The sequence below is a fragment of the Atlanticothrix silvestris CENA357 genome, assembly GCF_016056295.1.
In the GTDB taxonomy this organism is placed as follows: domain Bacteria; phylum Cyanobacteriota; class Cyanobacteriia; order Cyanobacteriales; family Nostocaceae; genus Atlanticothrix; species Atlanticothrix silvestris.
On sequence record NZ_JAECZB010000035.1, the window covers coordinates 26,345 to 49,010 of the forward strand.

At 42.2% G+C, this 22,666-nt stretch carries 28 protein-coding genes and 2 pseudogenes; 21 read left to right on the forward strand and 9 right to left on the reverse strand.

The features are described from left to right. Nucleotides 1-68 precede the first annotated feature (68 nt). The 10 genes from I8751_RS14255 (at nt 69) to I8751_RS14300 (ending at nt 6,533) form a co-directional block, all read left to right on the forward strand. Complete coding sequence (locus I8751_RS14255) at nt 69-689, forward strand: chromophore lyase CpcT/CpeT (RefSeq protein WP_214439811.1); 621 nt, start codon at nt 69-71, stop codon at nt 687-689. Next, on the forward strand, nt 667-1,032 hold the full coding sequence (locus I8751_RS14260) for a CpeR family transcriptional regulator (RefSeq protein WP_225894153.1): 366 nt from the start codon (nt 667-669) through the stop codon (nt 1,030-1,032). Before I8751_RS14255 ends, I8751_RS14260 begins: the two co-directional genes overlap by 23 nt. A 187-nt stretch (nt 1,033-1,219) precedes the next feature. Further along, a complete protein-coding gene (locus tag I8751_RS14265; protein ID WP_214439812.1) occupies nt 1,220-1,876 on the forward strand; it encodes a HEAT repeat domain-containing protein in 657 nt (218 codons plus the stop codon). 275 nt (nt 1,877-2,151) lie between these two features. Then, nucleotides 2,152-2,355 (forward strand): hypothetical protein, encoded by a 204-nt coding sequence (locus I8751_RS14270; RefSeq protein ID WP_214439813.1) that lies wholly within the window; start codon nt 2,152-2,154, stop codon nt 2,353-2,355. Between the two features lie 177 nt (nt 2,356-2,532). Continuing rightward, nucleotides 2,533-3,072, forward strand: coding sequence for a phycobiliprotein lyase (locus tag I8751_RS14275; RefSeq protein ID WP_214439814.1), 540 nt, complete (start codon nt 2,533-2,535; stop codon nt 3,070-3,072). 788 nt (nt 3,073-3,860) lie between these two features. Beyond that, nucleotides 3,861-4,106 carry a hypothetical protein gene (locus I8751_RS14280; RefSeq protein ID WP_214439815.1) on the forward strand — a complete coding sequence of 82 codons (246 nt, stop codon included), beginning with the start codon at nt 3,861-3,863 and terminating at the stop codon, nt 4,104-4,106. A 39-nt stretch (nt 4,107-4,145) separates the two neighbouring features. After that, nucleotides 4,146-4,583, forward strand: coding sequence for a nitrogen fixation protein (locus tag I8751_RS14285; RefSeq protein WP_214439816.1), 438 nt, complete (start codon nt 4,146-4,148; stop codon nt 4,581-4,583). Nucleotides 4,584-4,593: 10 nt separating this feature from the next. Next, a complete protein-coding gene (locus tag I8751_RS14290; protein WP_214439817.1) occupies nt 4,594-4,932 on the forward strand; it encodes a Nif11-like leader peptide family natural product precursor in 339 nt (112 codons plus the stop codon). A 102-nt stretch (nt 4,933-5,034) separates the two neighbouring features. Then, on the forward strand, nt 5,035-6,294 hold the full coding sequence (locus I8751_RS14295; protein WP_214439818.1) for a nif11-class peptide radical SAM maturase 3: 1,260 nt from the start codon (nt 5,035-5,037) through the stop codon (nt 6,292-6,294). Nucleotides 6,295-6,335: 41 nt separating this feature from the next. Next, on the forward strand, nt 6,336-6,533 hold the full coding sequence (locus I8751_RS14300) for a hypothetical protein (protein WP_214439850.1): 198 nt from the start codon (nt 6,336-6,338) through the stop codon (nt 6,531-6,533). 295 nt (nt 6,534-6,828) lie between these two features. On the opposite strand, the pseudogene I8751_RS14305 reads toward I8751_RS14300, so the two are convergent. The 3 genes and pseudogenes from I8751_RS14305 to I8751_RS14315 form a co-directional block, all read right to left on the reverse strand. Then, nucleotides 6,829-7,360, reverse strand: a pseudogene (locus I8751_RS14305) (cysteine peptidase family C39 domain-containing protein); the annotation flags it as partial. Between the two features lie 41 nt (nt 7,361-7,401). Then, nucleotides 7,402-7,994 (reverse strand): annotated as a pseudogene (locus I8751_RS29635) (helix-turn-helix domain-containing protein). An 807-nt stretch (nt 7,995-8,801) separates the two neighbouring features. Next, nucleotides 8,802-9,593: a pentapeptide repeat-containing protein gene (locus tag I8751_RS14315; RefSeq protein ID WP_225894154.1), complete on the reverse strand. Its 792-nt coding sequence runs from the start codon at nt 9,591-9,593 to the stop codon at nt 8,802-8,804. A 145-nt stretch (nt 9,594-9,738) separates the two neighbouring features. Here I8751_RS14315 and I8751_RS14320 point away from each other — a divergent pair, with 145 nt between their 5' ends. The 7 genes from I8751_RS14320 to I8751_RS14350 all read left to right on the forward strand — a co-directional run bounded on the left by I8751_RS14320 (nt 9,739) and on the right by I8751_RS14350 (nt 15,247). Beyond that, a complete protein-coding gene (locus I8751_RS14320) occupies nt 9,739-10,224 on the forward strand; it encodes a glutathione peroxidase (protein ID WP_214439820.1) in 486 nt (161 codons plus the stop codon). A 50-nt stretch (nt 10,225-10,274) separates the two neighbouring features. After that, complete coding sequence (locus I8751_RS14325; protein ID WP_214439821.1) at nt 10,275-10,856, forward strand: phycobiliprotein lyase; 582 nt, start codon at nt 10,275-10,277, stop codon at nt 10,854-10,856. A 435-nt stretch (nt 10,857-11,291) separates the two neighbouring features. Continuing rightward, a complete protein-coding gene (locus tag I8751_RS14330; RefSeq protein ID WP_214439848.1) occupies nt 11,292-12,026 on the forward strand; it encodes a 15,16-dihydrobiliverdin:ferredoxin oxidoreductase in 735 nt (244 codons plus the stop codon). Nucleotides 12,027-12,037: 11 nt separating this feature from the next. Further along, entirely contained in the window at nt 12,038-12,790 is a 753-nt protein-coding gene (locus I8751_RS14335; RefSeq protein WP_214439822.1) for a phycoerythrobilin:ferredoxin oxidoreductase, read from the forward strand. 370 nt (nt 12,791-13,160) lie between these two features. Next, nucleotides 13,161-13,679, forward strand: coding sequence for a phycocyanin subunit beta (locus tag I8751_RS14340; protein ID WP_214439823.1), 519 nt, complete (start codon nt 13,161-13,163; stop codon nt 13,677-13,679). 77 nt (nt 13,680-13,756) lie between these two features. After that, a complete protein-coding gene (cpcA, locus tag I8751_RS14345; RefSeq protein ID WP_214439824.1) occupies nt 13,757-14,245 on the forward strand; it encodes a phycocyanin subunit alpha in 489 nt (162 codons plus the stop codon). A gap of 174 nt (nt 14,246-14,419) precedes the next feature. Then, the gene (locus I8751_RS14350) at nt 14,420-15,247 is read left to right on the forward strand and encodes a HEAT repeat domain-containing protein (RefSeq protein ID WP_214439825.1); all 828 of its coding nucleotides are present in this window, start codon (nt 14,420-14,422) and stop codon (nt 15,245-15,247) included. A gap of 8 nt (nt 15,248-15,255) precedes the next feature. Here I8751_RS14350 and I8751_RS14355 read toward each other — a convergent pair whose 3' ends face one another. Further along, complete coding sequence (locus I8751_RS14355) at nt 15,256-16,008, reverse strand: Uma2 family endonuclease (RefSeq protein WP_214439826.1); 753 nt, start codon at nt 16,006-16,008, stop codon at nt 15,256-15,258. A 170-nt stretch (nt 16,009-16,178) separates the two neighbouring features. On the opposite strand from I8751_RS14355, the gene I8751_RS14360 reads away from it, so the two are divergent. The 4 genes from I8751_RS14360 (at nt 16,179) to I8751_RS14375 (ending at nt 18,836) form a co-directional block, all read left to right on the forward strand. Next, entirely contained in the window at nt 16,179-17,003 is an 825-nt protein-coding gene (locus I8751_RS14360; RefSeq protein ID WP_214439827.1) for a HEAT repeat domain-containing protein, read from the forward strand. Nucleotides 17,004-17,015: 12 nt separating this feature from the next. Further along, a complete protein-coding gene (locus I8751_RS14365; RefSeq protein WP_214439828.1) occupies nt 17,016-17,405 on the forward strand; it encodes a nuclear transport factor 2 family protein in 390 nt (129 codons plus the stop codon). Nucleotides 17,406-17,568: 163 nt separating this feature from the next. Then, on the forward strand, nt 17,569-17,808 hold the full coding sequence (locus I8751_RS14370) for a hypothetical protein (RefSeq protein ID WP_214439829.1): 240 nt from the start codon (nt 17,569-17,571) through the stop codon (nt 17,806-17,808). A 131-nt stretch (nt 17,809-17,939) separates the two neighbouring features. Then, the gene (locus I8751_RS14375; protein ID WP_214439830.1) at nt 17,940-18,836 is read left to right on the forward strand and encodes a HEAT repeat domain-containing protein; all 897 of its coding nucleotides are present in this window, start codon (nt 17,940-17,942) and stop codon (nt 18,834-18,836) included. A gap of 190 nt (nt 18,837-19,026) precedes the next feature. On the opposite strand, the gene I8751_RS14380 is transcribed toward I8751_RS14375, so the two are convergent. The 5 genes from I8751_RS14380 to I8751_RS14400 form a co-directional block, all read right to left on the reverse strand. Beyond that, a complete protein-coding gene (locus tag I8751_RS14380; RefSeq protein ID WP_214439831.1) occupies nt 19,027-19,296 on the reverse strand; it encodes a phycobilisome linker polypeptide in 270 nt (89 codons plus the stop codon). Between the two features lie 310 nt (nt 19,297-19,606). Further along, nucleotides 19,607-20,476 carry a phycobilisome rod-core linker polypeptide gene (locus tag I8751_RS14385; protein ID WP_214439832.1) on the reverse strand — a complete coding sequence of 290 codons (870 nt, stop codon included), beginning with the start codon at nt 20,474-20,476 and terminating at the stop codon, nt 19,607-19,609. 43 nt (nt 20,477-20,519) lie between these two features. Then, nucleotides 20,520-21,338 (reverse strand): phycobilisome linker polypeptide, encoded by an 819-nt coding sequence (locus tag I8751_RS14390; protein ID WP_214439833.1) that lies wholly within the window; start codon nt 21,336-21,338, stop codon nt 20,520-20,522. Between the two features lie 108 nt (nt 21,339-21,446). Then, a complete protein-coding gene (gene cpcA / locus I8751_RS14395) occupies nt 21,447-21,935 on the reverse strand; it encodes a phycocyanin subunit alpha (protein WP_214439834.1) in 489 nt (162 codons plus the stop codon). Nucleotides 21,936-22,019: 84 nt separating this feature from the next. Next, entirely contained in the window at nt 22,020-22,538 is a 519-nt protein-coding gene (locus I8751_RS14400; protein ID WP_214439835.1) for a phycocyanin subunit beta, read from the reverse strand. Nucleotides 22,539-22,666: the final 128 nt, after the last annotated feature.

Genomic DNA, 22,666 nt, shown 5'->3' on the forward strand with positions numbered 1-22,666 from the left:
GAAGGGTTAAAACTAAATAATTAAAAATTGCCACAGCATCAATATCCAAATTTAGTCAATCCATAATAATGGCTACTCCACTGCATAACTCTGAGTCTAAATCCAATGATTTAGTGACCCTGGCTCGTTGTATGGCAGGGGATTTCAGTAATTATAAACAATCTTTTGAAAATCCTAAAAACTATGCTCATATCCATGTTTTCTTTCGTCCATTGCCATTTGAATTCTTCTCTGGAATTGGTTTCTATTCTGAACAAGTCTATGACTACGATATGTGGAGTCCCTATCGTCAGGGTGTGCATCGACTAGTAGATCAAAAAGACCACATTTATGTTGAAAATTATGGTCTAAAAAATGCATATCTTTATGCCGGTGCGGCACGTAATTCAGACATCCTCAAGACTATTACGAACGACTGCATCAAACGGCGGTTTCACTGCGGCATGATTTTTCAACGAGACGGTGATCTGTTTCGGGGCAGCGTGGAACCTGGGAATTTGTGCTTGATTGAGCGCGATGGCTGTCAGACTTACCTGGTGAGCGATGTTGAAGTCACAGAAACCACTTGGGTCAGCCTGGATAGAGGCATGGATGTTAATACTAACGAACAGATTTGGGGTTCAACCTTCGGGCCCTTGCGGTTTGAAAAACTAGAGAATTTTGCCCATGAAGTCCCAGCTATCATATAGCGCTTCTCTGAAGGATCTAGAATCAGTTGAAGCAAAAATGTTGCCACCAGAAGCTCAAAAAAAGATGCAATGTTGGCTCCGCAGCCGTCATTTGATTTGTTCAGGTAATTTTTTTATTTTTGAAACGGTAGACTATAGCGCCGTCGAGCGTTTTTCGGAATGCGTCGCAGCATTAGGAGGAACCGTGATTTCGGTCGAACCCATTGATAAAGTATGGATGGGAGATCATCGTCAGGTTTTTTTATATCGTGCTAAAGCCAGTTTGCATACTCCCTGTCACAACCTGAAGCAATATTGGTTGAAATATGGCAGCTTTCGCACACGATTTGATGGGCAGGCATAAAAAATTAATGGGGCATTGGGCATGGGAAAGAAGGGGTAAGGGGGAAAGGGGAAGGGTTAAAGGGTTGGTTTTTTCATCCTTTACCCTTTACCCTTTAACCTTTTCCCCTCTTGCTGCTCCCCTGCCCCCCGCCTCTTTCCCCAGTCACTTTTACATTAAATTGAGAGAAATTTTACTATTCGGTGTTATGGAACTTAATCAAATTGAAACAAATCTGCAAAACCCAGATTTTAAATATCGTCTTGATGCGATCGCAGCTCTCCAAGATTATCCCCCAGAAATAGCTTTACCCTTACTCACCAAGCATCTTCAAGATCCAGAATTTTTAGTGCGATCGTTTGTTGCTAGGGGATTGGGCAAACAGCAGACATCCGAATCTTTTGCTGCTTTACTCCAAATCATCAAATTTGATAATACTCCCAATGTCCAGGCAGAAGCCGCTAACTCCCTGTCTTTGTTTGGCAGGGTTTCAGCTTCCCATTTAGTGAAGGCATTTTTTATGAATGATCACTGGCTGTTACGCCGCAGCATATTAGCAGCTTTGATCGAACTAAAGTGTTCTGAAGAACTGTTTGAGGTTTGCATCCAAGGATTAGAAGGGGAAGATGCAAGTGTAGAAGAGGCATCTGTAGAAGCGCTGGGGACTTTAGCTGGCTCTCGTCAACATCAGGCTGCCTTATCCCAACTCCTAATCCTCAAAAATTCCGAATCTGAACACATTCGGATACAGGTTGCTTACGCCTTGAAACACTATGATGACCCTGACGCTAAAGAAGCTTTGGCTCAATTGAGACAAGATGCCAATCATCGTGTAATTGGAGCTGCAATGGAAGATTTGATCTAGACCACAACAAAATACACGATTTTTCTATCAAACAGCTTAGATTCTCTAACTTCTGAGCGATTTACCTTCTTTTCATCTTAGTTACGATGAAACTGTAGAAATTTGTAAAATTTCATGATTTATAGTGCTGCTGAAAACCTAGAACAAGTCGTAGAAAGGTTCCGAAACTTTAGTACTAATTTTTAAAGTAACAGTATTAATCTCTACAAAAATTACTAGCCAGGGTGTCAGAATTTTGAGGAAATAAATTATTCCGTATTGTAGTGGAGAAAGCTATGACTGAGATCCAAACAGGAGGTCAAATGACCTGGAAATTAGAAGGAGCAACAGATTGTGCCTTGCACTTACGGCATAATTCCTCAGAGCCTTGGCGACCTTATGAAGAATTTCCTGAGTACTTTTTGCCAGATCCAGGTGAGTTTTCTAAAGGGTATGCAACTTTTTTGGCGTTGCTCAAAAAAGGTTGGACAACTGTTTAAAACAATACTTTTTTAATATCCAGCCATAAAGCAGCAATTGAGTAATGCTGGTCATCGACCGTGCATTATAGAGAAGTAAAAATATTAACTTATATGACAAAACATAAAATATGTTGTAGACTACTTGACACAAAAGTCTTTCTATAGATTTCCATCCTGGAGAGGTTAAATCCTGTTATGACATTTCAGCCTCAAATTACTGAGCTATCCTCAGAATCCCTGGTTAAAGAATTTTTTCAGCAATCTCAAGGGAACTGGCGATCGCAGCGTCGTTACTACACACTCAAGGATGGAGAAACACAGGAAGTAGTTAGTTTCTTGACTGTGCAGTTTCTAGAGCCAGGAAACGAGGAGTTGATCAAATTAGCTAGATTGCACGAAATGGCAAATGAAACTGCTTTAACTTGCGGGGCTTTAACGACGTGGGAAAGTAATTATATTAGTCCTAGTCCCAAGCAGACTAAAGGCTCAACAGTATTTGGGGTTTTAGGAACAGCCTTGTATCGCGATCGCGGATTTTCTACCTCAAAACCCATCATCGCTCAGTTTTCTATGCGTGACCCCAAAACCATGTGTTTACGAACTGAATATAGTGGGAATGTGTTTGAAGAAGAATTGAAACTGATCGGTACTCAATACCGCACTCGTCAAACTATCATTTCCCGCGCTGGAGAAGAACAGATGATTGGGCAGTATTTAGAACAGCGGTTAAATTGACCTCAGTCCCTTCTTTTATGGCAATCCTAGTAATCAACATCAGAGTAACGATGCCGGGAGTTCCCCCTTAGGCTGGAGTTATAGAAAGTTATTAAGAAATGCAAGGACAGAGAGTTTCCCTCCACAAGAAGCTTTTCAAGACAGGGTTAAAAACCCACATCCTAAAGGTTACGACTACACAAACTAAACCACACTGCCTCATCTGCTTACACAGTGATTGATTTTTTATTTAGAGGTTGTTCTAAAAGTGGTTGGCTGTGATTTTGGGCACTCATTGATCCCCCCTAACCCACACCAGTCGCTTTTCCCAAAGGGAGACGCTGCGCGAACAAGTCGGGAAACCCGCCCACAGCGCTGGCTCCCCTTAAAAAGCTACGGTGTACACACAAGTCAAGTCTTGATCTTTTCCTCTCTGTGCCTTCTGCGTCGCGCGACTTCTAGTCGTCAGGGCAAGTAATAAATTAGACTTTTAAAACAACCTCTTAGAAGTTCTCTACATTTCGGTTGATTATTTTAAATAAAATAAGCACATTGATATATTACTTTAACGTTTTAGGGACATAAGTAATTCATTTATTCTATAAATAAGTTACAAAATTAGTACAATTATAACAACTAAACGGTATTTGCATTTATTTTTGGGACATAAATAGTTTATTTTTAGTCAAAAAGAATTTAAAACAACAATTTTAGTATTTTAATTTTCTCATAAAATCAAAAGAAATTGGGTAGCTGTAATATTATTCAGTAGCAAACCAAAATTCACTTAGATATTTGGAGAAATTACAATGGACAAAAATAACAGGAAATTCAAGGATCAACTCGAAATTAATGATTTAATTGATGAATCTATAAACAATGCTCTAGCACGTAGAAATCAAATTATAGATGCTAATGAAAGTTTATCAGATTTATCTAGTGAAGAAGCCGGAAATATTGTTGGAGGAGCGAGTACACCTGTAGCGCTTAAAATTATTTGCCCTCCAATAATCGTAGGACTGATTGCCACAGATCCCGACGTATTAAAAGCTTAATCCTTGAGTCAAAAATTATTTTCATTAAAGCTTTAACTCATGGAAAGTTCTGCTGATAAAACTACACTTTGTCCTAGTGCTAGACCAGAATTAGCAGACAGTGTGGTCTTTGGTTTAGTTGGTGGCAAAGTAACAGAACCGCGCGTAACTTATCTCAAGCAGCCACTACCTGTCACCAATGAACTGTTAGCAAAAGCTAACCCAGTTACACCTACTGAAATTTTTCGTACTGCTGCTCCTTGTGCATCAAAAAATTGTCAGCATTTTGATGGACAAGATTGTCGTTTAGCAACAAGAGTTGCAGAAAAATTGCCTGCTGTAGTAAAAGAACTACCTCCCTGTTCTATACGTAGGGATTGCCGTTGGTGGCAGCAAGCAGGTAAGGCAGCTTGTCTGCGTTGTCCACAAATTATAACCGACAATTACAACCCATCTCTGCCAATACATGAAGTTGCTCTACCAGAAATAGTTACTTAAGGAGAAAATTATGTCTTTTGAAAATGTCAGAGCTTTCTATGAAAAGCTAGTTAAAGATGAAGCTTTCCGCACCCAAATGCAACAAGTTGAAAGCAAAGATGAATGTAGCAGAATAGTCAAAGAAGCTGGCTATGATTTTACTCCAGAAGAGTTTGAAGAATATACAGCTCAATTATTAGAGTCAAATGCTGATGAAGGTGAAATCAGAGATTTAAATGACGAAGAACTAGAAACTGTTTTTGGTGGGGTTTCTTCATTAATTGGTAGCAAGCCAGTATACCAGCCAATGTATGGAGTTATTTTTTGGCCACCTGTTCAACCTCTCTATGGAGTTGTACTAGATATATAATGTTTCAGCAATTTAGAAACATCACTTAAGATATTCGGGACGGATAACCGAAAAACTGTAAACCGTCCCTCTTTAAATTAAGTTCAATAGAGGATATTTTGGATGAGCGATCGCAGAATTAGTTATGCGGTTTGGGAAATTACATTAAAATGCAATCTTGCCTGCCAACACTGTGGTTCTCGTGCAGGCCATACAAGGGCTAAAGAACTTTCTACAGCCGAAGCCCTCGATTTAGTCAAACAAATGGCAGACGTAGGAATCACCGAAGTTACTATCATTGGTGGCGAAGCTTTTCTACGTCCAGATTGGTTAGAAATTGCCCAAGCTATTAATCAAGCAGGAATGGTTTGTGGTATGACTACCGGCGGTTATGGCATCACTTTAGAAACAGCACACCAAATGAAAGCAGCCGGGATTAAAGTAGTTTCTGTTTCAGTTGATGGACTAGAAGCTACCCACGACCGCCTCCGTGGTAGACAAGGCTCTTGGCAATGGGCATTTAAAACCATGAGTCATCTTAAACAAGTAGGTATCGCTTTTGGTTGCAATACTCAAATCAATCGCCTCTCTGCACCAGAATTTCCCAGTATCTACGAACATATCCGCGATGCTGGAATCTTTGCTTGGCAGATTCAATTGACTGTACCAATGGGAAACGCGGCAGATAACAGCGAAATTCTTCTGCAACCTTATGAATTATTAGATGTGTATCCGATGATTGCTCGTGTTGCTGAACGCGCACAGCAAGAAGGAATTAAGCTTCAGCCAGGAAATAACATTGGCTACTTCGGCCCTTACGAGCGATTTTTGCGTGGTGGGAGTGCTTGGTCATTTTGGCAAGGATGCAATGCTGGACTCTCGACATTAGGAATTGAAGCTGATGGTGCCATTAAAGGTTGTCCTTCGTTGCCAACTTCCGCCTACACAGGTGGTAACATCCGCGATTACTCTTTGCGAACCATCATTGAAGAGACAGAAGAACTGCGCTTTAATTTAGGGGCTGGGACACCTAAAGGCACAGAACATTTATGGGGTTTCTGCAAAACTTGTGAATTTGCAGAACTATGTCGAGGTGGTTGCAGTTGGACTGCACACGTATTTTTTGACAAACGAGGTAACAATCCTTATTGTCATCATCGCGCCCTGACACAAGCTAAACGCGGCATTAAAGAACGAGTATTTCTCAAGAATCAAGCCGAGGGTAAACCTTTTGATAATGGTGAATTTGCTTTGATTGAAGAACCAATTGATGCTTCCTGTCCAGACAATGATCAACTACACTTTACTGCTGATAAAATTCAATGGTCAGAAAGTTGGCAGCCAAAGCAGGAATCATACAACTTCGTAATTCGTAATTCGTAATTCGTAATTCGTAATTCGTAATTCGTAATTAAAGAATTTAGATGGATAATAATTCTGTTTCCAATCCCATAAATGGCAATTTAAAGTTATCACCAGACGACTCTCAAAGCCAAGTCAACTCTGCAAGCTTTCTCTTGCCTCGTTCAGCATGGAGTAGTCAAGTAGCCTATTTAAGAATACTCTTTAGAGCAAAGAAAGCTTTAGATAGAATAGAACAAGAAGCAAAATACAAAATATAAGTATAGCAATCGTAAATAATTCATAAATATTTTATTTTAATCATACACAGTCATCAGTACGGCTGTAACACTTAACCCGTTAGATAAAGATTACTTAACCTTTATTTTACAAAAGGTGTCTAGGGTTATACGCGGTCATGCTTTAATAAGCATTCTTTCTTAACTTGTTTAACAATCCTTATAGGAAAACTGCTGATGTTGAAAAAGCTATTGATGGTTGCTGCCAGTACCATGTCTATCCCTCTTTTATCACTTTGGGTTTTCCCAAAGTGATAAAAGAGGGTTAAGTAAGTCAGTGCGGTTTGACTAATTCAAAAAACTGCCAAAAACTACTTGTGCTGTCTTCTTTGGATTCTTGTAGTAAAACTGTAGGTTGTAATAGAAGTGCGTAATTTGTACAACCTGCCAGAAATTGCACTCGCTTTAGAATACGTTGGACGATATTAGGATCAACTAAAATTACGTGTTTTTTCGTGATTTTATAAACAACTATATAGTGAGCTTTTTCCCAATGTACAATTGCGGCAGTGTTTGTTTGGCCAGCTGATCTAGAGAAGCTTTGACAGGTCTAGTCGAAAAGCCAAGACTCTCGGCTGCTGCGGAAGCGAGCGCAACGATGCTCCATTACGATCTACGTTAGCGCGATCGCGCAAATGGTTGAGGCTAAAATTTTTGCCCCAGTAACGAGCAATCATAACTAAACAAGCAGCACCGCAATCAGACACACTTTGCTGTAAAAAACATGGGTAACGTCGAGTCACTCGCTGCCACAAATGTCCAACCCGTTATGTCAGTGTAGGAAAATAAGCTTGGTTAATCTTCTTCTGTAAATGTTGAGATTTTACTGGTAAGAAAACATAAATTTTTATTACATACCTAATTTATCTGAATATATAGATAATAAATCGTCAGGTTCAGAGATATTTTCTAGTTTTATATCATCAATCGATATACTAGATTGATTAGCATTTTTATCCGCTATTTCTAGAAGTTTATTTTTTTGGTAATAGTGGATAGTCCCATAATTTTGAGTAGTCGCTTGATATGGCGATCGCTCACTTCAATCCCTAATTCTTTAGCTAAATGTTTCTGCAACCAGCTAGCAGTCCACCGCTTAAAAGAATAGCCGTAGTCACGAGGGCTATGACTAATCAATTCTTTTAACCGTTCTAAATATTTTTCATTTACTGCTTTCGGGCGACCAATTGGACAATCCTGCCATTGATGTGCCATGCCAGCACGCGCTATATGCATCCAATATCTTGCCGTTGCTGGACAACAACCTAAAATTTGACAAATCGCTGTTTGAGATTGTCCTTGGTCAGCTAACAACATAATTTCAATACGCTGACGATGTGAATCTAGTAAAACTTCTTGTAACCTTTTTTGCAGCAACCTACGCTGAAAAGGTGTTAAAAATTTACCTATATAGTCGTTTGCAATTTTTGATTGCGTGTTCAACTAATGTTGAGACATAAACAAGTAACCATTTATTGTCGCAAAAACTGTATTGAATGCAATTAGCAATTACTTCTATCATTTTTCAATCTGACAGAAATGCTTTGACAAAGCTAGTACCCTTAAGGGTAATTTATTACCCAGAAGCCCTGATGAAATTTCACAGCCATCAGTAAAAGCTGGTGTCAGTAATTACTAAAACAGACCTTTGTTTAAGTAATTATCAGAATATTAAGCAAGTTAGTTCAGATCATACATCTAAAAATTTGAATGTCTACTCCGTAAATAAGTGTAAGATATTGTATCCTTTTGCACCAAATAAGCAGACACAAAATGTTGTATTTTATGCACTATATTTACCTAATAGCAGTTTCATCTAATTTAAATTTATCTAAGTAAAGATTCGGTTAAATAAAAGTAATTTACTGATTTAATTAATATTAAATTTCTTAAGGTAAGATTACGTTAAATAATAAAAATTATTAAAATATTGATAGCAAAATACAGTATTTAATGGTTCTGAGTATACACAAATTAAGTATTGATTTGCATGAGGCAAAACAACAGCTATAGGAATCCGCTTTGATTTGGAGGGTTTACTTGCGTAGGTAGGGAACTCTTAACAGGAAAAAAGTGATTTGAGGTGTACTAGATTTTTGCACGCAATCAAATATGAGTCCTATATTAAACAGGACTGTAAGTCCTATTGAAGAAACTATCAGCACAAACAAGCCTTCGCACTATGTAAGCAAAAGTTAAATTTCCGCCTTGGCTAAGCAGGTTCCTCTCCCCTTGCTTCTTTTGAACTCCTTAGCCTTTCTCCAAACTAGCCCGCGTTGTGTTACGCGTAAATGAATTCCAGACATCCAACTCTTCCATCGGGTGGCTAAGTAAGCGCGATCTATTTGCCTCACTCAGTCCCTGCACATTACTAAAATCTGCTCCAGCAATACTTTCTAAATGCTCAAATTCCACATCAGTTAAATCCGCAGCCCGCAAATCAACAGACGCTAGATTCGCCCCATTTAATCGAGCATTTCGCAAATAAGCACCCGTCAAAAAAGCTCTCCGCAAGTCAGCACTGCTGAGCCTAGCACCTTTTAAATTTGCTCCTGTCAAGTCAGCACCACCGAGATATGCCCCCAGCATATTTGCACCCTGTAAATCAGCATCCCGCAAGTTGGCAGTATTCAGATAAGCTCCATTGAGGTTTGCACCAGGCCCAACCGCCCCTGAGCTTTTGTAGGCAAATTCTGCCGGAAAAATTGTTTGGCTATTATACCGGGATACTTGCAGCTTACTTCCCTCCAAATTAGCCCCACTCAAATCCGCCCCACTCAAATTAGCACGATGTAAACAGGCTCCCTGTAGATTTGCATTCTTTAAAACAGCCCTACTTAAGTTTGCTCCACGAAGATCGGCTTGACTCAAATCTGCTTCATTCAAATTAGCTTGGGCGAGATTAACTCCAATCAAATTGGCTTTTTTCAGGTTGGCTCCTTGTAGATCAAGACCACTGAAATTCAATTGGTACAAGTCCTCTTGATTGAGAGCTACCCCTGCCTTGATAGCAGCTAAAATTTCTGGGGATGGTTTTTGCATCTCCTTGCCTGTCATGAGTTGAGATCAATTATTTAGGGGTATTATAGCTGTTATCGATTGTCTGAAACCTTACAAAATCTATCGGCAATTATGCCATTCTTCATCGTAGGATGAAGGGTGGCAAAAAAATTTAGATTGACCTGACATGAGTACGACGATCGCGGACATTTCCGTCAAAACTATTGATGGCAGAGACACGCTCTTAAAAGAATATCTGGGCAAAGTGTTATTGATTGTCAATGTAGCCTCCTACTGCGGCTACACCTCCCAGTACAAAGGGCTGGAGGAGCTATATCAGAAATATCGTACTCAAGGGCTAGAGATTTTGTCATTTCCCTGCAACGACTATGGAATGCAGGAACCAGGAACCAATGAAGAAATTGTGGAATTTTGTACGACTCGCTATGGAGTCAGTTTTCAGTTATTTGATAAAGTTCATGCTCAAGGATCACAGCAGCATCCACTCTATGCCTTTCTAACTAAAGCCGTAGAACCTACAGGCAATGTCTCCTGGAACTTCGAGAAGTTTTTAGTGAATAAACAAGGAGAAGTTGTTGCCCGATTTAAAAGTGCTGTTCCACCCAATGATTTGCAATTGGTAGCGGCGATTGAGCGAGAATTGGCTCAGTGAAGTAGGTAGAAGGCGATAACTATATAGAATCACTCTGAGGTAGAAAAACGATGCGACTCATCCCCCCCATGACGATGCTTGACTTTTTTCGCAAAAGCGAAGGAGTCTGGTTTATCCAGCGCACCGTACATCACTTTGATTTGGTGGCGGATGAGTCAGGGGAATCGAACCTCCATATAGGCATTATTACTAAAGATGACCCAAGAGTTAAAACCATCTGTGAACAGCAAGGAATTGACCCAGCGAAGTCAATGGGGGGAGCCAGCTTTATGTGGCAAGGTAATTTGGATGAACAAGAGCCAAATCCAGACTATGCCGCAGTTTTGGTTGATATACCAGATGATGATATGGGGCGATCGGGTAAACTATTGCGCGACCAGGGCTATGTAGAAAAAATTCCGGTAGTCAGTCGTTATTGGTTTGGTAAAGATGGCATTTTGACCATTGATACAGAATATGACAATAATCAAGGACAAGAGCGCTGTTGGTTTCTTACAGATGATTTTCGGGTACGCGCCAGCACAGTTCGCATGATGAACGGCGTTTATTTGATGACCTATTGTTCTGAACGGCGCTGTGTGTCTGAAGAAGTTTTAGCACAGATGATGCAACGTAATTTGTCTAGAGACTAGGGAAGAGGCAGGGGAAGCAGGCAGGGCTGATTCATTCGATCTCTTAGAGATTTTGTCAAGAGTATGAATCAGAAATTTGCTTGAGTGGGAAAAAGAAAAACTACCACCTCAACCAGCAAATTTAAGTGCGTTCACCATTTTCTTGCCCAATCAGATTTTTTAGTCACCTGTTTTTTTTGCTTGAAACGCTTGTAAATCAGCGCCTTTTAGGGAATGAAACAGCCCTGGGGGAAGCAGGGGGGAAAAGGTTAAACGGGTAAAGGGTAAAGGATGAAGAAACAAACCCTTTCCCCCTTACCCTTTCCCCCTTACCCCTTCTTCTCAATGTCCCATGCCCAAAAATTAAGGATTGTTGCTTTATTTATGAGAAATGGGACGCGGATTCATGATGTTTCGTATTCTCAAGGGTTAAAGGTATATGAGTGCATAACATTGATGTATACAACCTTTATTCAGCATCTAGAACAATCATTATTTCAACGGTTTAATTTACAAAGTCGCCCAATTCCAACGGGTTTAGAATATCAAGCAAGCGATCGCGGCAGAAATCCTGCTACTATTCGCAGTTGGTGTTATCAATGTCCAGAGTTTCGCAAAATTCGCTATACCAGCATCGATGCAGGTGCGAGTGCCCAAATCCTCAATAGTGTTATTTATCCTAATTACCACTACGATTTGCCGTTACTCGGCGTAGACTTTCTATCGTTCGGTCAGGTCAAAAACTTGATTGTGATGGACTTTCAGCCATTATTTCAGGATGAAGCTTACCTCAAAAAGTATATTCATCCCCTGAAAGCCTTACATGAGAAGTATCCTGACTTGGCGCAAGATTTAGAAATGAAGTTTTACGATGCTAACCAGTACTTCTCAAAATATCTGCTGTTTGCCAAAACAGATGCAGAAACTGTGAGAACAAGGGTATTTGCAGCATTTAAAGATTATCTAAATCTTTACTGGCAGATGCTAGAGTCAGCCACACCTCTAACCAATCCAGAGGACATTCGGCGAATTATCAAAGCGCAGAAGGACTACGACCAATACAGCGCAGAACGTGACCCTGCGTCTGGTTTATTCAGCAGCTATTTTGGACATGAATGGTCAGAACGATTTTTGCATGAATTTTTATTTGAGGATGCAGTGCCATTAGCTGCTGGAGTAGGCAAAAAATAATTAGACTTACCATGACTTTATATCAGCCTTTTTTGAACCATGCGATCGCTTTGTTGCACGAACGTTTAGACTTGCAACCCTATCCCATTCCCGCAGGATTTGAGGCTAAATCAGCACTTGTAGGCAAGGGTAAACATCAAGAAGAAGTATTAACCACCAGTACTGGCTTTCAATCCCCAAAGCTGCGGCAAATTAGAGCTGCTCATGTCCAAGGCGGAAAATCGCTTCAAGTTCTCAATTTTGTGATCTTTCCTCATCTGAACTACGATTTGCCCTTCTTCGGTGCAGACTTGGTAACTCTACCTGGAGGACACCTGATTGCCCTAGATATGCAGCCCTTGTTTCGAGATGATCCAGCCTACCAAGCAAAGTACACACAACCGATATTGCCCATATTTGAAACATATCAACAGCATCTTCCTTGGGGAGGAGATTTTCCTGAAGAAGCACGTCCATTTTTCTCGCCAGCGTTTCTTTGGACTCGCACACAGGAAGATGAAGCTGTAGAAACCCATGTGTTTGCGGCTTTTAAAGACTATCTCCAGGCTTATCTAAATTTTGTTGATCAGGCCGAACCAGTCACAGATTCTCAGTCCTTAGCGGACATTGAACAGGCTCAACTGCGCTATCTACGATATCGGGCTGAGAAAGACCCAGCACGGGGCATGTTCACCCGCTTTTATGGAACCGAGTGGACAGAGGAATATATCCACGGCTTTTTGTTTGACTTAGAGAGAAAATTGACAATAGGGTATAGGGCATAGGGCATGCCCCATGCCCCTTTATGAATCATTTGTAAAGTTAAGTTACGAAAAATTATAAAAACTCATGATAATTCGTAACAAAAAATGATCCAACGACATAGTATAAAAAAAAGAGGTTGAAAAAAAGGTTGAAATGCACGTTTAGAAAACAGGTGCAGGTTGTCCAGTAACCTGAGATTCAGTCCATTCAATCTTTTAAGAAATGTAAAATCTTCCAAGTTTCCTGATCGGAAGAAAGGAAGACATTTTGCTGGTGAATCATCAACTGGCTTTGCCTTCCCTAGACTGCTCAAGCAGTCTTACGCCAAACTTAACCAAACTCGGTTGTGATCTAAACCGTACTCAACTAAACATATAGGAGATTGAGTTTATGTTCGACGCATTTGCAAAGGTAGTTTCTCAGGCTGATGCACGGGGCGAATACCTGAGTGCTTCCCAACTAGATGCACTGAGTGCAATGGTTGCTGATGGCAACAAACGCATGGACATCGTGAACCGTATTACCAGCAACTCATCAGCGATTGTTGCGAATGCGGCTCGTGAACTGTTTGCCGAGCAACCCCAGTTGATTGCTCCTGGTGGTAATGCTTACACCAACCGTCGGATGGCTGCTTGTTTGCGCGATATGGAAATTATTTTGCGCTACGTCACCTACGCTACCTTCTCTGGAGATGCTAGTGTCCTCGATGATCGTTGCTTAAATGGTCTACGGGAAACCTACCAAGCTTTGGGTACTCCTGGTGCTTCTGTAGCAGTGGGCGTTAAGAAAATGAAGGACGCAGCGATCGCGATCGCTAACAACACCAACGGTATCACCAGAGGCGATTGCAACAACCTAATCTCTGAATTAGGTAGCTACTTCGATAAAGCTGCTGCTGCTGTCGCTTAATTGTTGAACGCTGTACTGCTATTTGTAACAAGTCCATTGCTGCATTTTTCACAAAATAATTGGGAGATAAGTAAACTATGAAAACCCCTCTAACCGAAGCAGTAGCTGCTGCTGATTCTCAAGGACGCTTCCTCAGCTCTACCGAAATTCAAGTTGCATTTGGTCGCTTCCGTCAAGCTGGAGCTAGCTTACAAGCTGCTAAAGCATTGAGTGCCAATGCTCAAAGCTTGGCTAATGGCGCAGCAAATGCTGTTTACCAAAAATTCCCATACACCACCAGCACCCAAGGCCCTAACTACGCTTCTAGTCAAACTGGTAAAGACAAGTGCGTTCGTGACATTGGTTACTACATTCGCATCATTACCTATTGTCTAGTTGTGGGTGGTACAGGCCCATTGGATGATTTCTTGCTCGGTGGTTTGGCTGAAATCAACCGCACATTCGAGTTGTCTCCCAGCTGGTACATTGAAGCTTTGAAGTACGTCAAAGCTAACCATGGTCAAAGCGGTGATGCTGCTGTTGAAGCTAACTCCTACATCGACTACGCTATCAACGCTCTAAGCTAGTTGATAATTCTGCCCGGAGGGGTATGCGATGACTGACAGATGTTAGTGATTGTTTACCACTCCGGGCATTGTTTTTTGTAAAAAAGTTGTTGAACTGGCGTTCAGAATTCAGGCATCAGAGAAATATATGATTCTGATTACTGACTTTTGTCTTCCATCCAAAAACCTTTCGCTATGGACAACGAATCTGGTATCCAAGACGATAATCAACTTACAGTAGAGCAAGCGATCGCCAATCTCCAGGGAGAAGATTTAGGATTACGGGTATACGCTGCTTGGTGGTTAGGACGCTTTCGAGTTGATGCCCAAGAAGCAATAGATGTGTTGATTAAAGCCCTCGAAGATGAAGACGATCGCACAGAAGTTGGTGGTTATCCCCTACGGAGAAATGCAGCGAGAGCATTAGGAAAATTAGGCGATCGTCGGGCGGTAGCTCCCTTAATGCGAGCATTGGAATGTTCTGACTTTTATGTCAGAGAAGCAGCAGCACAGTCTCTAGAGATGTTGGGGGACTTGTCTTGTATTCCAATTTTGATTGAATTGCTCAATAATCATGTCCCAGGAACTTTACCGGCTCCCGAACCTCCGCAACTAGCTCAACCCTTTGACTCAATTCTAGAGGCATTGGGAACACTGGGGGCAACAGATGCAATTCCATATATTCTTCCTTTTTTGGATCACTTTCTGCCTAGAATTAAATATGCGGCAGCGCGCGCAATGTACCAGTTAGCATCTGATCCATACGAAGCAAACAAGTATGGCGATCGCCTTATACAAGAACTCTCCAACAAAGATTTACAATTACGTCGGGCTGTTCTAGCTGATTTAGGAGCAATTGGATATTTACCTGCGGCAGAGGCGATCGCTTCGACATTAGCAGAAAATAGTCTCAAACTCATCGCCCTCAAAGGTCTACTAGAAAAGCAATTGCAACAAACCACGCCACCAAATTTATCTTCAGGAGCAATTAAGGTGATGACATTAATGGATGAATTGCTTTAGGTAAGTATTTAAACTGTAGGCAAATTATTCGGGTCTATACCTTGAGATTGTAAATAGGCAATCAACCGTTCTTTTTGCTGGCGTTCTTGTTCGGCACGTTGGCGTTCTTGTTCAATCTGTTCAACTGCCCACAGCAACAGATTACCTGATTCATCCCACCATCGTAACCAATAACCTGTTCTGGCTTCTTTTGTTCCTTGCCAAGTTCCTAAAAATAATCCCATCGCACCAATCCAATGACGACCATTTTCATCAGGTTGCTTTAATTCGTAACGTCCATTTTCGAGTTGATAAAATTCTAGTAAACCCCCATTTGGCTCAAAAATCACGTAAATGGGAACCTGCAAAATTTGTTCGTAAAAAAACCATTTTCCTGGTGTATAAGCTCGCTTGACCGAATATTCTCCGCCTTCAGTGTCAGAGAGAAATTCTATCACAACCTCTGGAATATCTCCTTCTAAGTTGGGTGTGTAGCTTTTGCGATTAACTAAAACCTCATTTACAAAAGGAACATAAACCCAGTCAGGAGCTTTAGCAATAAACTGTCCGTTGAGTGTTGCACAAAGACCAAAATTTGAAGCTATCAGCATCTGGGGTTGGATGAAACCATTGATTTCTAAACTTTCACGCAAAGCACCAGCCAAGATTGGCTGACTTGTATTCTCCACTGGCTCATCTTCTAACTGAAAATCGTCGGGCAATGGTTCCCAAGAAATTACCAGTTCAGTGGAAGATTTGGTCTCACTAACCTGGGTTGCCATAAATACTGCCTTTTGTTGATTTGTTTTTATTTTATCTTGCTGTAGAGACGTGCCGTATCACATTTCAATCACAAAAAAAGCTCCATAAATTGCTATAGGATTGTTATATATATTTGATATATGTATCAATCTCTTAAAAGATTTTTATTCATCCTTCATTTTCACTCCTCATGAATGCCACCCTCCAATCTTTGATTCGTGCCGTAGAAGAAGCCGATTCTTCTACCCTGCTGTTAGAAGCTGTACAAAACTTAGCAGCAGCTCGTCTGGAAGGATCTGTGCCAACTTTGATTGCAGCCTTGGGCTACAACAATCCGGGCGCAGCAGTTGCAGCTGTGGATGGGCTAATACAAATCGGAGAACCAGCAGTACCGGCTTTGCTAGATCAACTAGATCGACATAACTACTCCGCTAGAGCTTGGGCAATCCGTGCATTAGCAGGTATTGGCGACCCCAGGGGATTAGTAACTTTATTGGGAGCAGCAACTGCTGATTTTGCCCTCAGTGTCCGCCGAGCAGCAGCTAGAGGTTTAGGAGCCATGAAGTGGCATTGGTTCCCGGACGACCTCCTAGAAATTGCTCAAGAAGAGGCTTTGGAAGCTTTATTGTTTGTGGCACAACAAGATGAAGAGTGGATTGTGCGGTATTCGGCAGTCGTTGGCTTACATTGCTTGGCAACGGCGATTTCTGCCAACTATGTAGATTGGCGATCGCAAATTCTGGCGCAACTTGAGCAAATGGCGAACAGTGATGATAATTGGGCCGTTCGTGGTCGTGTATGGATGGCACAGCAGCAACTGTTAGCAACTACAGCAGTTCCTCAGACCCAACTTGTTGCAGTTCAGCCCTCGCCTCTGTCAGCAATGGATTGGCACTTGATTATGGAGAAACTTTACGAGCGCCGTGATCAGGAACGGTTAGTGTTCCCTGAAGGTGATCCACGTCGATATCGAGAATTGGCAGTAGCGATCGCTCAAAATCCTCAAAATTCTTAATACTGCTAACAGATGCAGCAGAATACGACTTTTAAGATTGCCCAACAGGCATTCGATTATCTCGCCCAAGGATGGGCAACAGGAGATTTTCAACCTTACATTGACATGCTTAGTGATGAAGTGAAGTTCTGGGTTCCAGTTGGTAAACAGCGGGATACATCCTTTGGATATGAAGGTAAAGAGCAGATGAGTGCCAGGCTATGGAGGCACAAAGAAACAGGCGATCGCCTCATATTGAGTCCACCAGATCAGGTCACTAGTAACGATACAACTGTAACGTTTGAGTTTGAAAGTCAAGGAACCATTGCCAACCAGCCTTTCAAAGGACGGAATGCCATTTCCTTTGATGTCAAAGACGGCAAAATTTCAGGTGTAAGAGAGTATTTTGGCGATATTGATTGAGAGAAATGGGCAATAGGCAATAGGCAATAGCAAGAGATTTAGTTATTTCTCCCCTGCTCCCCTGCCTTCCCTGCTCTTTTTAAAAAGGTTTGCCCACGGGTAACGCAATCTGAGAAGATCGGATACAAGCATTTAGCAATTACTTTTAGGAAAAAGAATAGATATGACTGAATCCTCAGAACTCACCGCAACAGATCCGGTAACTGCTCAAGAACTAACAGAAGTGATCGCAGAATTAGAAGAATATCGGGAACGCCTAGTTAGCGACACCCTGACAATGGCGCAACGGGCTAAGATGTTGAGGTCTCAAGCACTTGCACAACTAGAGCCTGATCTTGCTAAAATTGATGCCACTCTGCAAGCACTCCGCAATCAGCAGGCTGCTTTGACGGTAGATAATTAGGTTAATTTTTAACCTTTGGATGGTGCTATGCAGTACCGAGAAATTAAGAACTAAAAATTAAAAATCCAGTTTTTGAATTTTAAATTTCAAAACTGTCATCCAACGAAGTCACTGGCGATAGGGAATTTGCAATGAGTAATATGCTCAACTCCAAAACGCAATCTGAAGATGATTCGATTTTGCTGGCTCAGGCAGAAACTGATGCCCTGATTGAGATGGTCAGTGACCAAATCACCCTCGACACCTTCGACCCCAATGACCATGAACTTCTGAAGCGGATGGTAGTTGATGGTCTGGGCGATCGGCGAGGTTTAGTTAGGCTACGTTTTGCAGAGACACTCGGTGAAATTGGGGAACCAGCAACCCCATTTTTAATAGAAGCGGTGGCAAACCATCCTAACCCAGTAATCAGGCGAGCTGCTGCTAAAACTCTCACAATTATTGCAGACCCCACAGCTGTACCAACCTTACTCCACGCTTTATTAAATGATGAGGATACCGTGGTTAGAGCTTCAGCCGCTGGAGCGTTAGCCAGGACAGGTGAATCCGCAGTACCAGCATTACTAGAGGTTTTAGCATCACCTGAATATCCTGAAAGTACCAAAGGACAAGCAGCCTGGGCGTTAGCATTTATTGGCTCAGAAGCCGCAGAATATTTGTATAAAGCCCTCGATTCCGATTCTGTTGATGTTAGATGCGCGGTAGTTGGTGCGATCGCCCATGTGGCTCAAGAACAGTCAGACGAACGCGCTTGTAACGTACTAATATCATCTCTGACCGATCCAGCCCCCGTAATTCGTACAGAAGCCGCAGCGGCATTAGCTCAAATTAACTATCCTCCCGCCGTCCCTCATCTAATTTTGGCATTGGGCGATCGCGATGGGGAAGTGAGAAAGGCAGCTGTAACTTCCCTCGGCAAAATAGGCGATCGCACCGCATTAGCACCTCTACAATCTGCCCTCAACGACGAACTAGAGGTTGTGCGTCTACTTGCAAAATTAGCGATTTCTCAAATTCAGAAACATTGAGAGAGGCAGAGGGCAGGGGATAAACAATCTTGGGTAAACGTTACAGGGCAAGGGGTAAAGGATGAGGAATAAACAATCTTGGGTAAAGGGTAAAGGGAAAATAGCCCTGCGGGCTGGGTAAAGGATGAAGAGACAAACCCTTTCCCCCTTACCCTTTCCCCCTTACCCCTTCTTCCCCATGCCCTATACCTTAATTCTCGTCTGAATTTTTAGTAGCTTCAGTTGAACTTTCTGTAAGTGGACGGATGCTGACGATTTTGGCTCCTAAACGAGTCAGACGACGCATCTCATCATTCATACGGCTGTATGGAACTTGAATAAAAACGGTGCTGCTATTGCGAACCGGGTAGCTGTTTTTTTCAGTTTGCTCATTCTGCCGTAATCCTTCCACTTCATAGACAAAGATACGGTTATTTGATGTTGAGTTAGAGGCTCTAGTTAATGCAGATTTTCCCAACATGGCTGCAATATCTCCTAATTAAGGGTATGATAGCGATTTTTAATTGTGTCTAAATTAAGACATCTTGCAAAAGTAATTTTTGCAAGACGTTGGGGAAAGGTTAAAGGTTAAAGGGTAAGGGAAAATTCCATACCTTTCCCCCTTCTCCTTTCCCCTTTCCCCCACTTCTGCAAGAAGTCTATAGACTTTTGCTTGGGAATTAAAATTCAGAAGACAGAAGTCGAAATATTCTGACTCCTGTCTCTCATCTTCTAAATCAATGACTTTTGCAGGAGGTTTAATATTCCCTGAGCCAATTTGTTATTTTAAGTTATTGTGCAAGTGTGACACTTGCTACTTTACCTCCCAGCTTATTAATCCGCTGGAGGGTATCTGATAACTGGTCGTAGGGAACAACAAACTCTTTATTGCTGCGGCGAACCCAAGGGTATCTTGGCAGAGAGATTCCCGATACCTCTATGCGGTAAAGACCACTGGAAGAGCCAACAGAGGATCTGCCAAAGGTGCGGTTGGGCGTAACACCTTGTTTGGAAGGGCGGTAAGCGAAGCCTTCACTACCACCAGAGGGGCCGACAACCGTAGAGGCGCTATTTCTAGCAAGTTCACCCGCTAGACGAGAACTAGTTCCTTCCAACTGGGAGCGATCGCTACTAGCATAGCCCCGATAGAGACGAAACATCCGGGTAAATCCCACGGTCTTTTGACCAGATTGAGTTGAGAACCCGCGATAGTAGGGCACAATGTAATCACCAAAGCTCGCTTCATATTCAGCAGAATCGATGTAAGAATCAATATCTGCCTCAAATCCGTGATTTTGATAGCGATCTAAATGTTCAATTACTTCAGACTCGTCATAGGGAGCGCGTCCTAGCAAGTGCTTGAAGTTCAATTCAATTACTCGTGTTTGGAAATGGGGGTAAAGGAACTTGTTTTTGTATAACTCAGACTTGGCAACAGCACGGACAAACTCACGTACACTAAGTTGACCGTTATAAAGCAGAGACTCAAGACTGGTAAGACGTTCTGCTGCCATTAGATGCTCATTGCCCAATACCTGACGGTAAACTGCATTCACAACAGCTTTACCATCTTCTAGTGTCCAATTGGCACGCAGTTCAATAGGGCTACTTTCGCTAAAGGCGGCAGTTCCTAGACGGGAAGCCGCAGTTGTAATTGCCACTAAACTCTTCTCCTTATATGGTGTGTTTGACCATTAATTTTGATCAAGCAGGGGAAATACTTACTACTTTACTACCACGTTGATTCAACCGTTGGAGTGTGGGTGAAAGCTGATCGTAGGCAACAAGATACTCACTCATGCTGCGCCGGATTTGGGGCGTGCGGCCGCTGTGAGATTGCATCACACGCACTCGATATACCTGTCCGCGATCGCCACTGATTGTGCCTGTTAGTTTCTTTCCAAAGGTAGGTGTCCGCACTGGATTTGCTAAATTACGAGCCAAATCGTGAGTTAGCCAAGCCGATTTGTTTTTACCTTGGGCGCGATCGCTGTTCGCATATCCCTGATAAAGTTGCAACATGCGGTTAAAACCTACGGTTTTTTGTCCGCGTTGAGTTTCAAACCCTCGGTAATATGGGACAATGGATTCTCCAAAACTTTCTTGATATTCCACTGAGTCAATGTAAGAATTGATCTCTGCTTCGTATCCTTGCTCAATGTAAAGATTGACGTGGTAGGTAATCTCTGACTCGTTATAAGGTGCGCGACCGAGAAGATGTTTATAGTTCAATTCGATAAAGCGAACCTGGGGTGTTGAGTGAAAAAACTTTTGTCGGTACAATTCTGACTGAGCCAAAGCCCGCACAAAATCCCGAACTGTAATGTCACCCTTGCGTAGCAAGGATTCGGCACTGACTAAGTGTTCTACTTCCATCAAATGGTCGTTGCCAAATACCTGACGATAGGCAGCAGAAATCACTGCTTGTAAATCACCCTCAGTCCAATTTATCGGCAATTCTAAGAGAGATGCCTCTGCAAATGGCTCAAATCCTAATTGCCTAGCTGCCATAGAACTTGTCATATCTCAGCTCCTGACTATTACAAACAACATGCCCAGAACTACAGACTACTTATGCAACGAAACGGAGCATTAACTAGTATTCTGCTGTTCTGGGCTAGAAGAATACCCTTAGCTTAGGGCATTAATGGCGTAGTCAATGTAAGAATTAGCTTCTACAGCCGGATCTCCACTAAGACCGTGGTTAGCTTTGATATGCTTGAGGGCTTCAATGTACCAGCTAGGAGACAACTCAAAGGTTCTGTTAATTTCAGCCAGTCCACCAATTAGATAGTCATCCATTGGCCCAGTGCTACCTGCAATTAAGCAGTAAGTAATCATGCGGAGGTAATAACCAATGTCCCGCACACACTTGTCTTTACCTGTTTGGCTTGAAGCATAGTTAGAGCCTTGCATTTGGGTGGTGTAAGGGAATTTTTGATACACCGCATTTGCTGCACCATTAGCTAGGCTTTGAGCATTGGAGCTTAATCCTTTAGCAGCTTCCAAGCTAGCAGCAGCTTGACGGAACCGACCAAAAGCCACTTGAATTTCTGTGGAGCTGAGAAAGCGTCCTTGAGAATCTGCTGTTGCTACTGCTTCTGTTAAAGGAGTTTTCATGCTAAATATACCTCTCAAAAATTTTGCAAAAATGGTTGTCAGTTTTGTGAGTCTAAGACAGGGAGTGCGTTTTTTATGGAAATCTTAAGCTACTGCTGAAGCTGCCCGGTCGAAGTAGCTGCTCAACTCGGACATCAAACTGTTACAGTCACCACGGGTAACTCCATCGGGGTTATTAGCGATCGCGATCGCTGCTTCTTTCATTTTGCTGACACCAGTTGCTACAGAATTACCAGGAACACCTAGAGCTTGGTATGTTTCGCGCAAACCATTCAAGCAGCGATCGTCTAAAACGCTGGCATCACCTGCAAATACAGCGTAGGTTACATAGCGGAGGATAATTTCCATATCTCGCAAACAGGCTGCCATCCGACGGTTGGTGTAAGCGTTACCACCAGGTGCGATCAATTGGGGTTGCTCTGCAAATAATCCACGCGCTGCATTAGCCACAATAGCGGAGGAATTTGAGGTGATGCGGTTAACAACATCCATGCGCTTGGTGCCTTCTGCCACCATATTTTTCAACGCATCGATTTGAGTATCGCTTACGTATTCGCCTCTGGTATCTGCTTGAGCAACTACTTTGGTAAAAGCGTCTAGCATTTGATCATCTCCTGTTGTGACATGAGTTTAAGTAGTTCAAAGGCTGACTGGTGCAGGATATTGAGCCGTGAGTATTGATGAACGGGCAAACAAAAGCTTTTGAAGGCGTAACAAAGGAGAGCTCAGCC

What these genes read in the sequence shown, in the direction of transcription:
- I8751_RS14255 (WP_214439811.1), top strand. Translation starts at nt 69, where the DNA reads ATGGCTACTCCACTGCATAACTCTGAGTCTAAATCCAATGATTTAGTG.
- I8751_RS14260 (WP_225894153.1), top strand. Translation starts at nt 667, where the DNA reads ATGAAGTCCCAGCTATCATATAGCGCTTCTCTGAAGGATCTAGAATCA.
- I8751_RS14265 (WP_214439812.1), top strand. Translation starts at nt 1,220, where the DNA reads ATGGAACTTAATCAAATTGAAACAAATCTGCAAAACCCAGATTTTAAA.
- I8751_RS14270 (WP_214439813.1), top strand. Translation starts at nt 2,152, where the DNA reads ATGACTGAGATCCAAACAGGAGGTCAAATGACCTGGAAATTAGAAGGA.
- I8751_RS14275 (WP_214439814.1), top strand. Translation starts at nt 2,533, where the DNA reads ATGACATTTCAGCCTCAAATTACTGAGCTATCCTCAGAATCCCTGGTT.
- I8751_RS14280 (WP_214439815.1), top strand. Translation starts at nt 3,861, where the DNA reads ATGGACAAAAATAACAGGAAATTCAAGGATCAACTCGAAATTAATGAT.
- I8751_RS14285 (WP_214439816.1), top strand. Translation starts at nt 4,146, where the DNA reads ATGGAAAGTTCTGCTGATAAAACTACACTTTGTCCTAGTGCTAGACCA.
- I8751_RS14290 (WP_214439817.1), top strand. Translation starts at nt 4,594, where the DNA reads ATGTCTTTTGAAAATGTCAGAGCTTTCTATGAAAAGCTAGTTAAAGAT.
- I8751_RS14295 (WP_214439818.1), top strand. Translation starts at nt 5,035, where the DNA reads ATGAGCGATCGCAGAATTAGTTATGCGGTTTGGGAAATTACATTAAAA.
- I8751_RS14300 (WP_214439850.1), top strand. Translation starts at nt 6,336, where the DNA reads ATGGATAATAATTCTGTTTCCAATCCCATAAATGGCAATTTAAAGTTA.
- I8751_RS14315 (WP_225894154.1), bottom strand. Translation starts at nt 9,593, where the DNA reads ATGCAAAAACCATCCCCAGAAATTTTAGCTGCTATCAAGGCAGGGGTA.
- I8751_RS14320 (WP_214439820.1), top strand. Translation starts at nt 9,739, where the DNA reads ATGAGTACGACGATCGCGGACATTTCCGTCAAAACTATTGATGGCAGA.
- I8751_RS14325 (WP_214439821.1), top strand. Translation starts at nt 10,275, where the DNA reads ATGCGACTCATCCCCCCCATGACGATGCTTGACTTTTTTCGCAAAAGC.
- I8751_RS14330 (WP_214439848.1), top strand. Translation starts at nt 11,292, where the DNA reads ATGTATACAACCTTTATTCAGCATCTAGAACAATCATTATTTCAACGG.
- I8751_RS14335 (WP_214439822.1), top strand. Translation starts at nt 12,038, where the DNA reads ATGACTTTATATCAGCCTTTTTTGAACCATGCGATCGCTTTGTTGCAC.
- I8751_RS14340 (WP_214439823.1), top strand. Translation starts at nt 13,161, where the DNA reads ATGTTCGACGCATTTGCAAAGGTAGTTTCTCAGGCTGATGCACGGGGC.
- cpcA (WP_214439824.1), top strand. Translation starts at nt 13,757, where the DNA reads ATGAAAACCCCTCTAACCGAAGCAGTAGCTGCTGCTGATTCTCAAGGA.
- I8751_RS14350 (WP_214439825.1), top strand. Translation starts at nt 14,420, where the DNA reads ATGGACAACGAATCTGGTATCCAAGACGATAATCAACTTACAGTAGAG.
- I8751_RS14355 (WP_214439826.1), bottom strand. Translation starts at nt 16,008, where the DNA reads ATGGCAACCCAGGTTAGTGAGACCAAATCTTCCACTGAACTGGTAATT.
- I8751_RS14360 (WP_214439827.1), top strand. Translation starts at nt 16,179, where the DNA reads ATGAATGCCACCCTCCAATCTTTGATTCGTGCCGTAGAAGAAGCCGAT.
- I8751_RS14365 (WP_214439828.1), top strand. Translation starts at nt 17,016, where the DNA reads ATGCAGCAGAATACGACTTTTAAGATTGCCCAACAGGCATTCGATTAT.
- I8751_RS14370 (WP_214439829.1), top strand. Translation starts at nt 17,569, where the DNA reads ATGACTGAATCCTCAGAACTCACCGCAACAGATCCGGTAACTGCTCAA.
- I8751_RS14375 (WP_214439830.1), top strand. Translation starts at nt 17,940, where the DNA reads ATGAGTAATATGCTCAACTCCAAAACGCAATCTGAAGATGATTCGATT.
- I8751_RS14380 (WP_214439831.1), bottom strand. Translation starts at nt 19,296, where the DNA reads ATGTTGGGAAAATCTGCATTAACTAGAGCCTCTAACTCAACATCAAAT.
- I8751_RS14390 (WP_214439833.1), bottom strand. Translation starts at nt 21,338, where the DNA reads ATGACAAGTTCTATGGCAGCTAGGCAATTAGGATTTGAGCCATTTGCA.
- cpcA (WP_214439834.1), bottom strand. Translation starts at nt 21,935, where the DNA reads ATGAAAACTCCTTTAACAGAAGCAGTAGCAACAGCAGATTCTCAAGGA.
- I8751_RS14400 (WP_214439835.1), bottom strand. Translation starts at nt 22,538, where the DNA reads ATGCTAGACGCTTTTACCAAAGTAGTTGCTCAAGCAGATACCAGAGGC.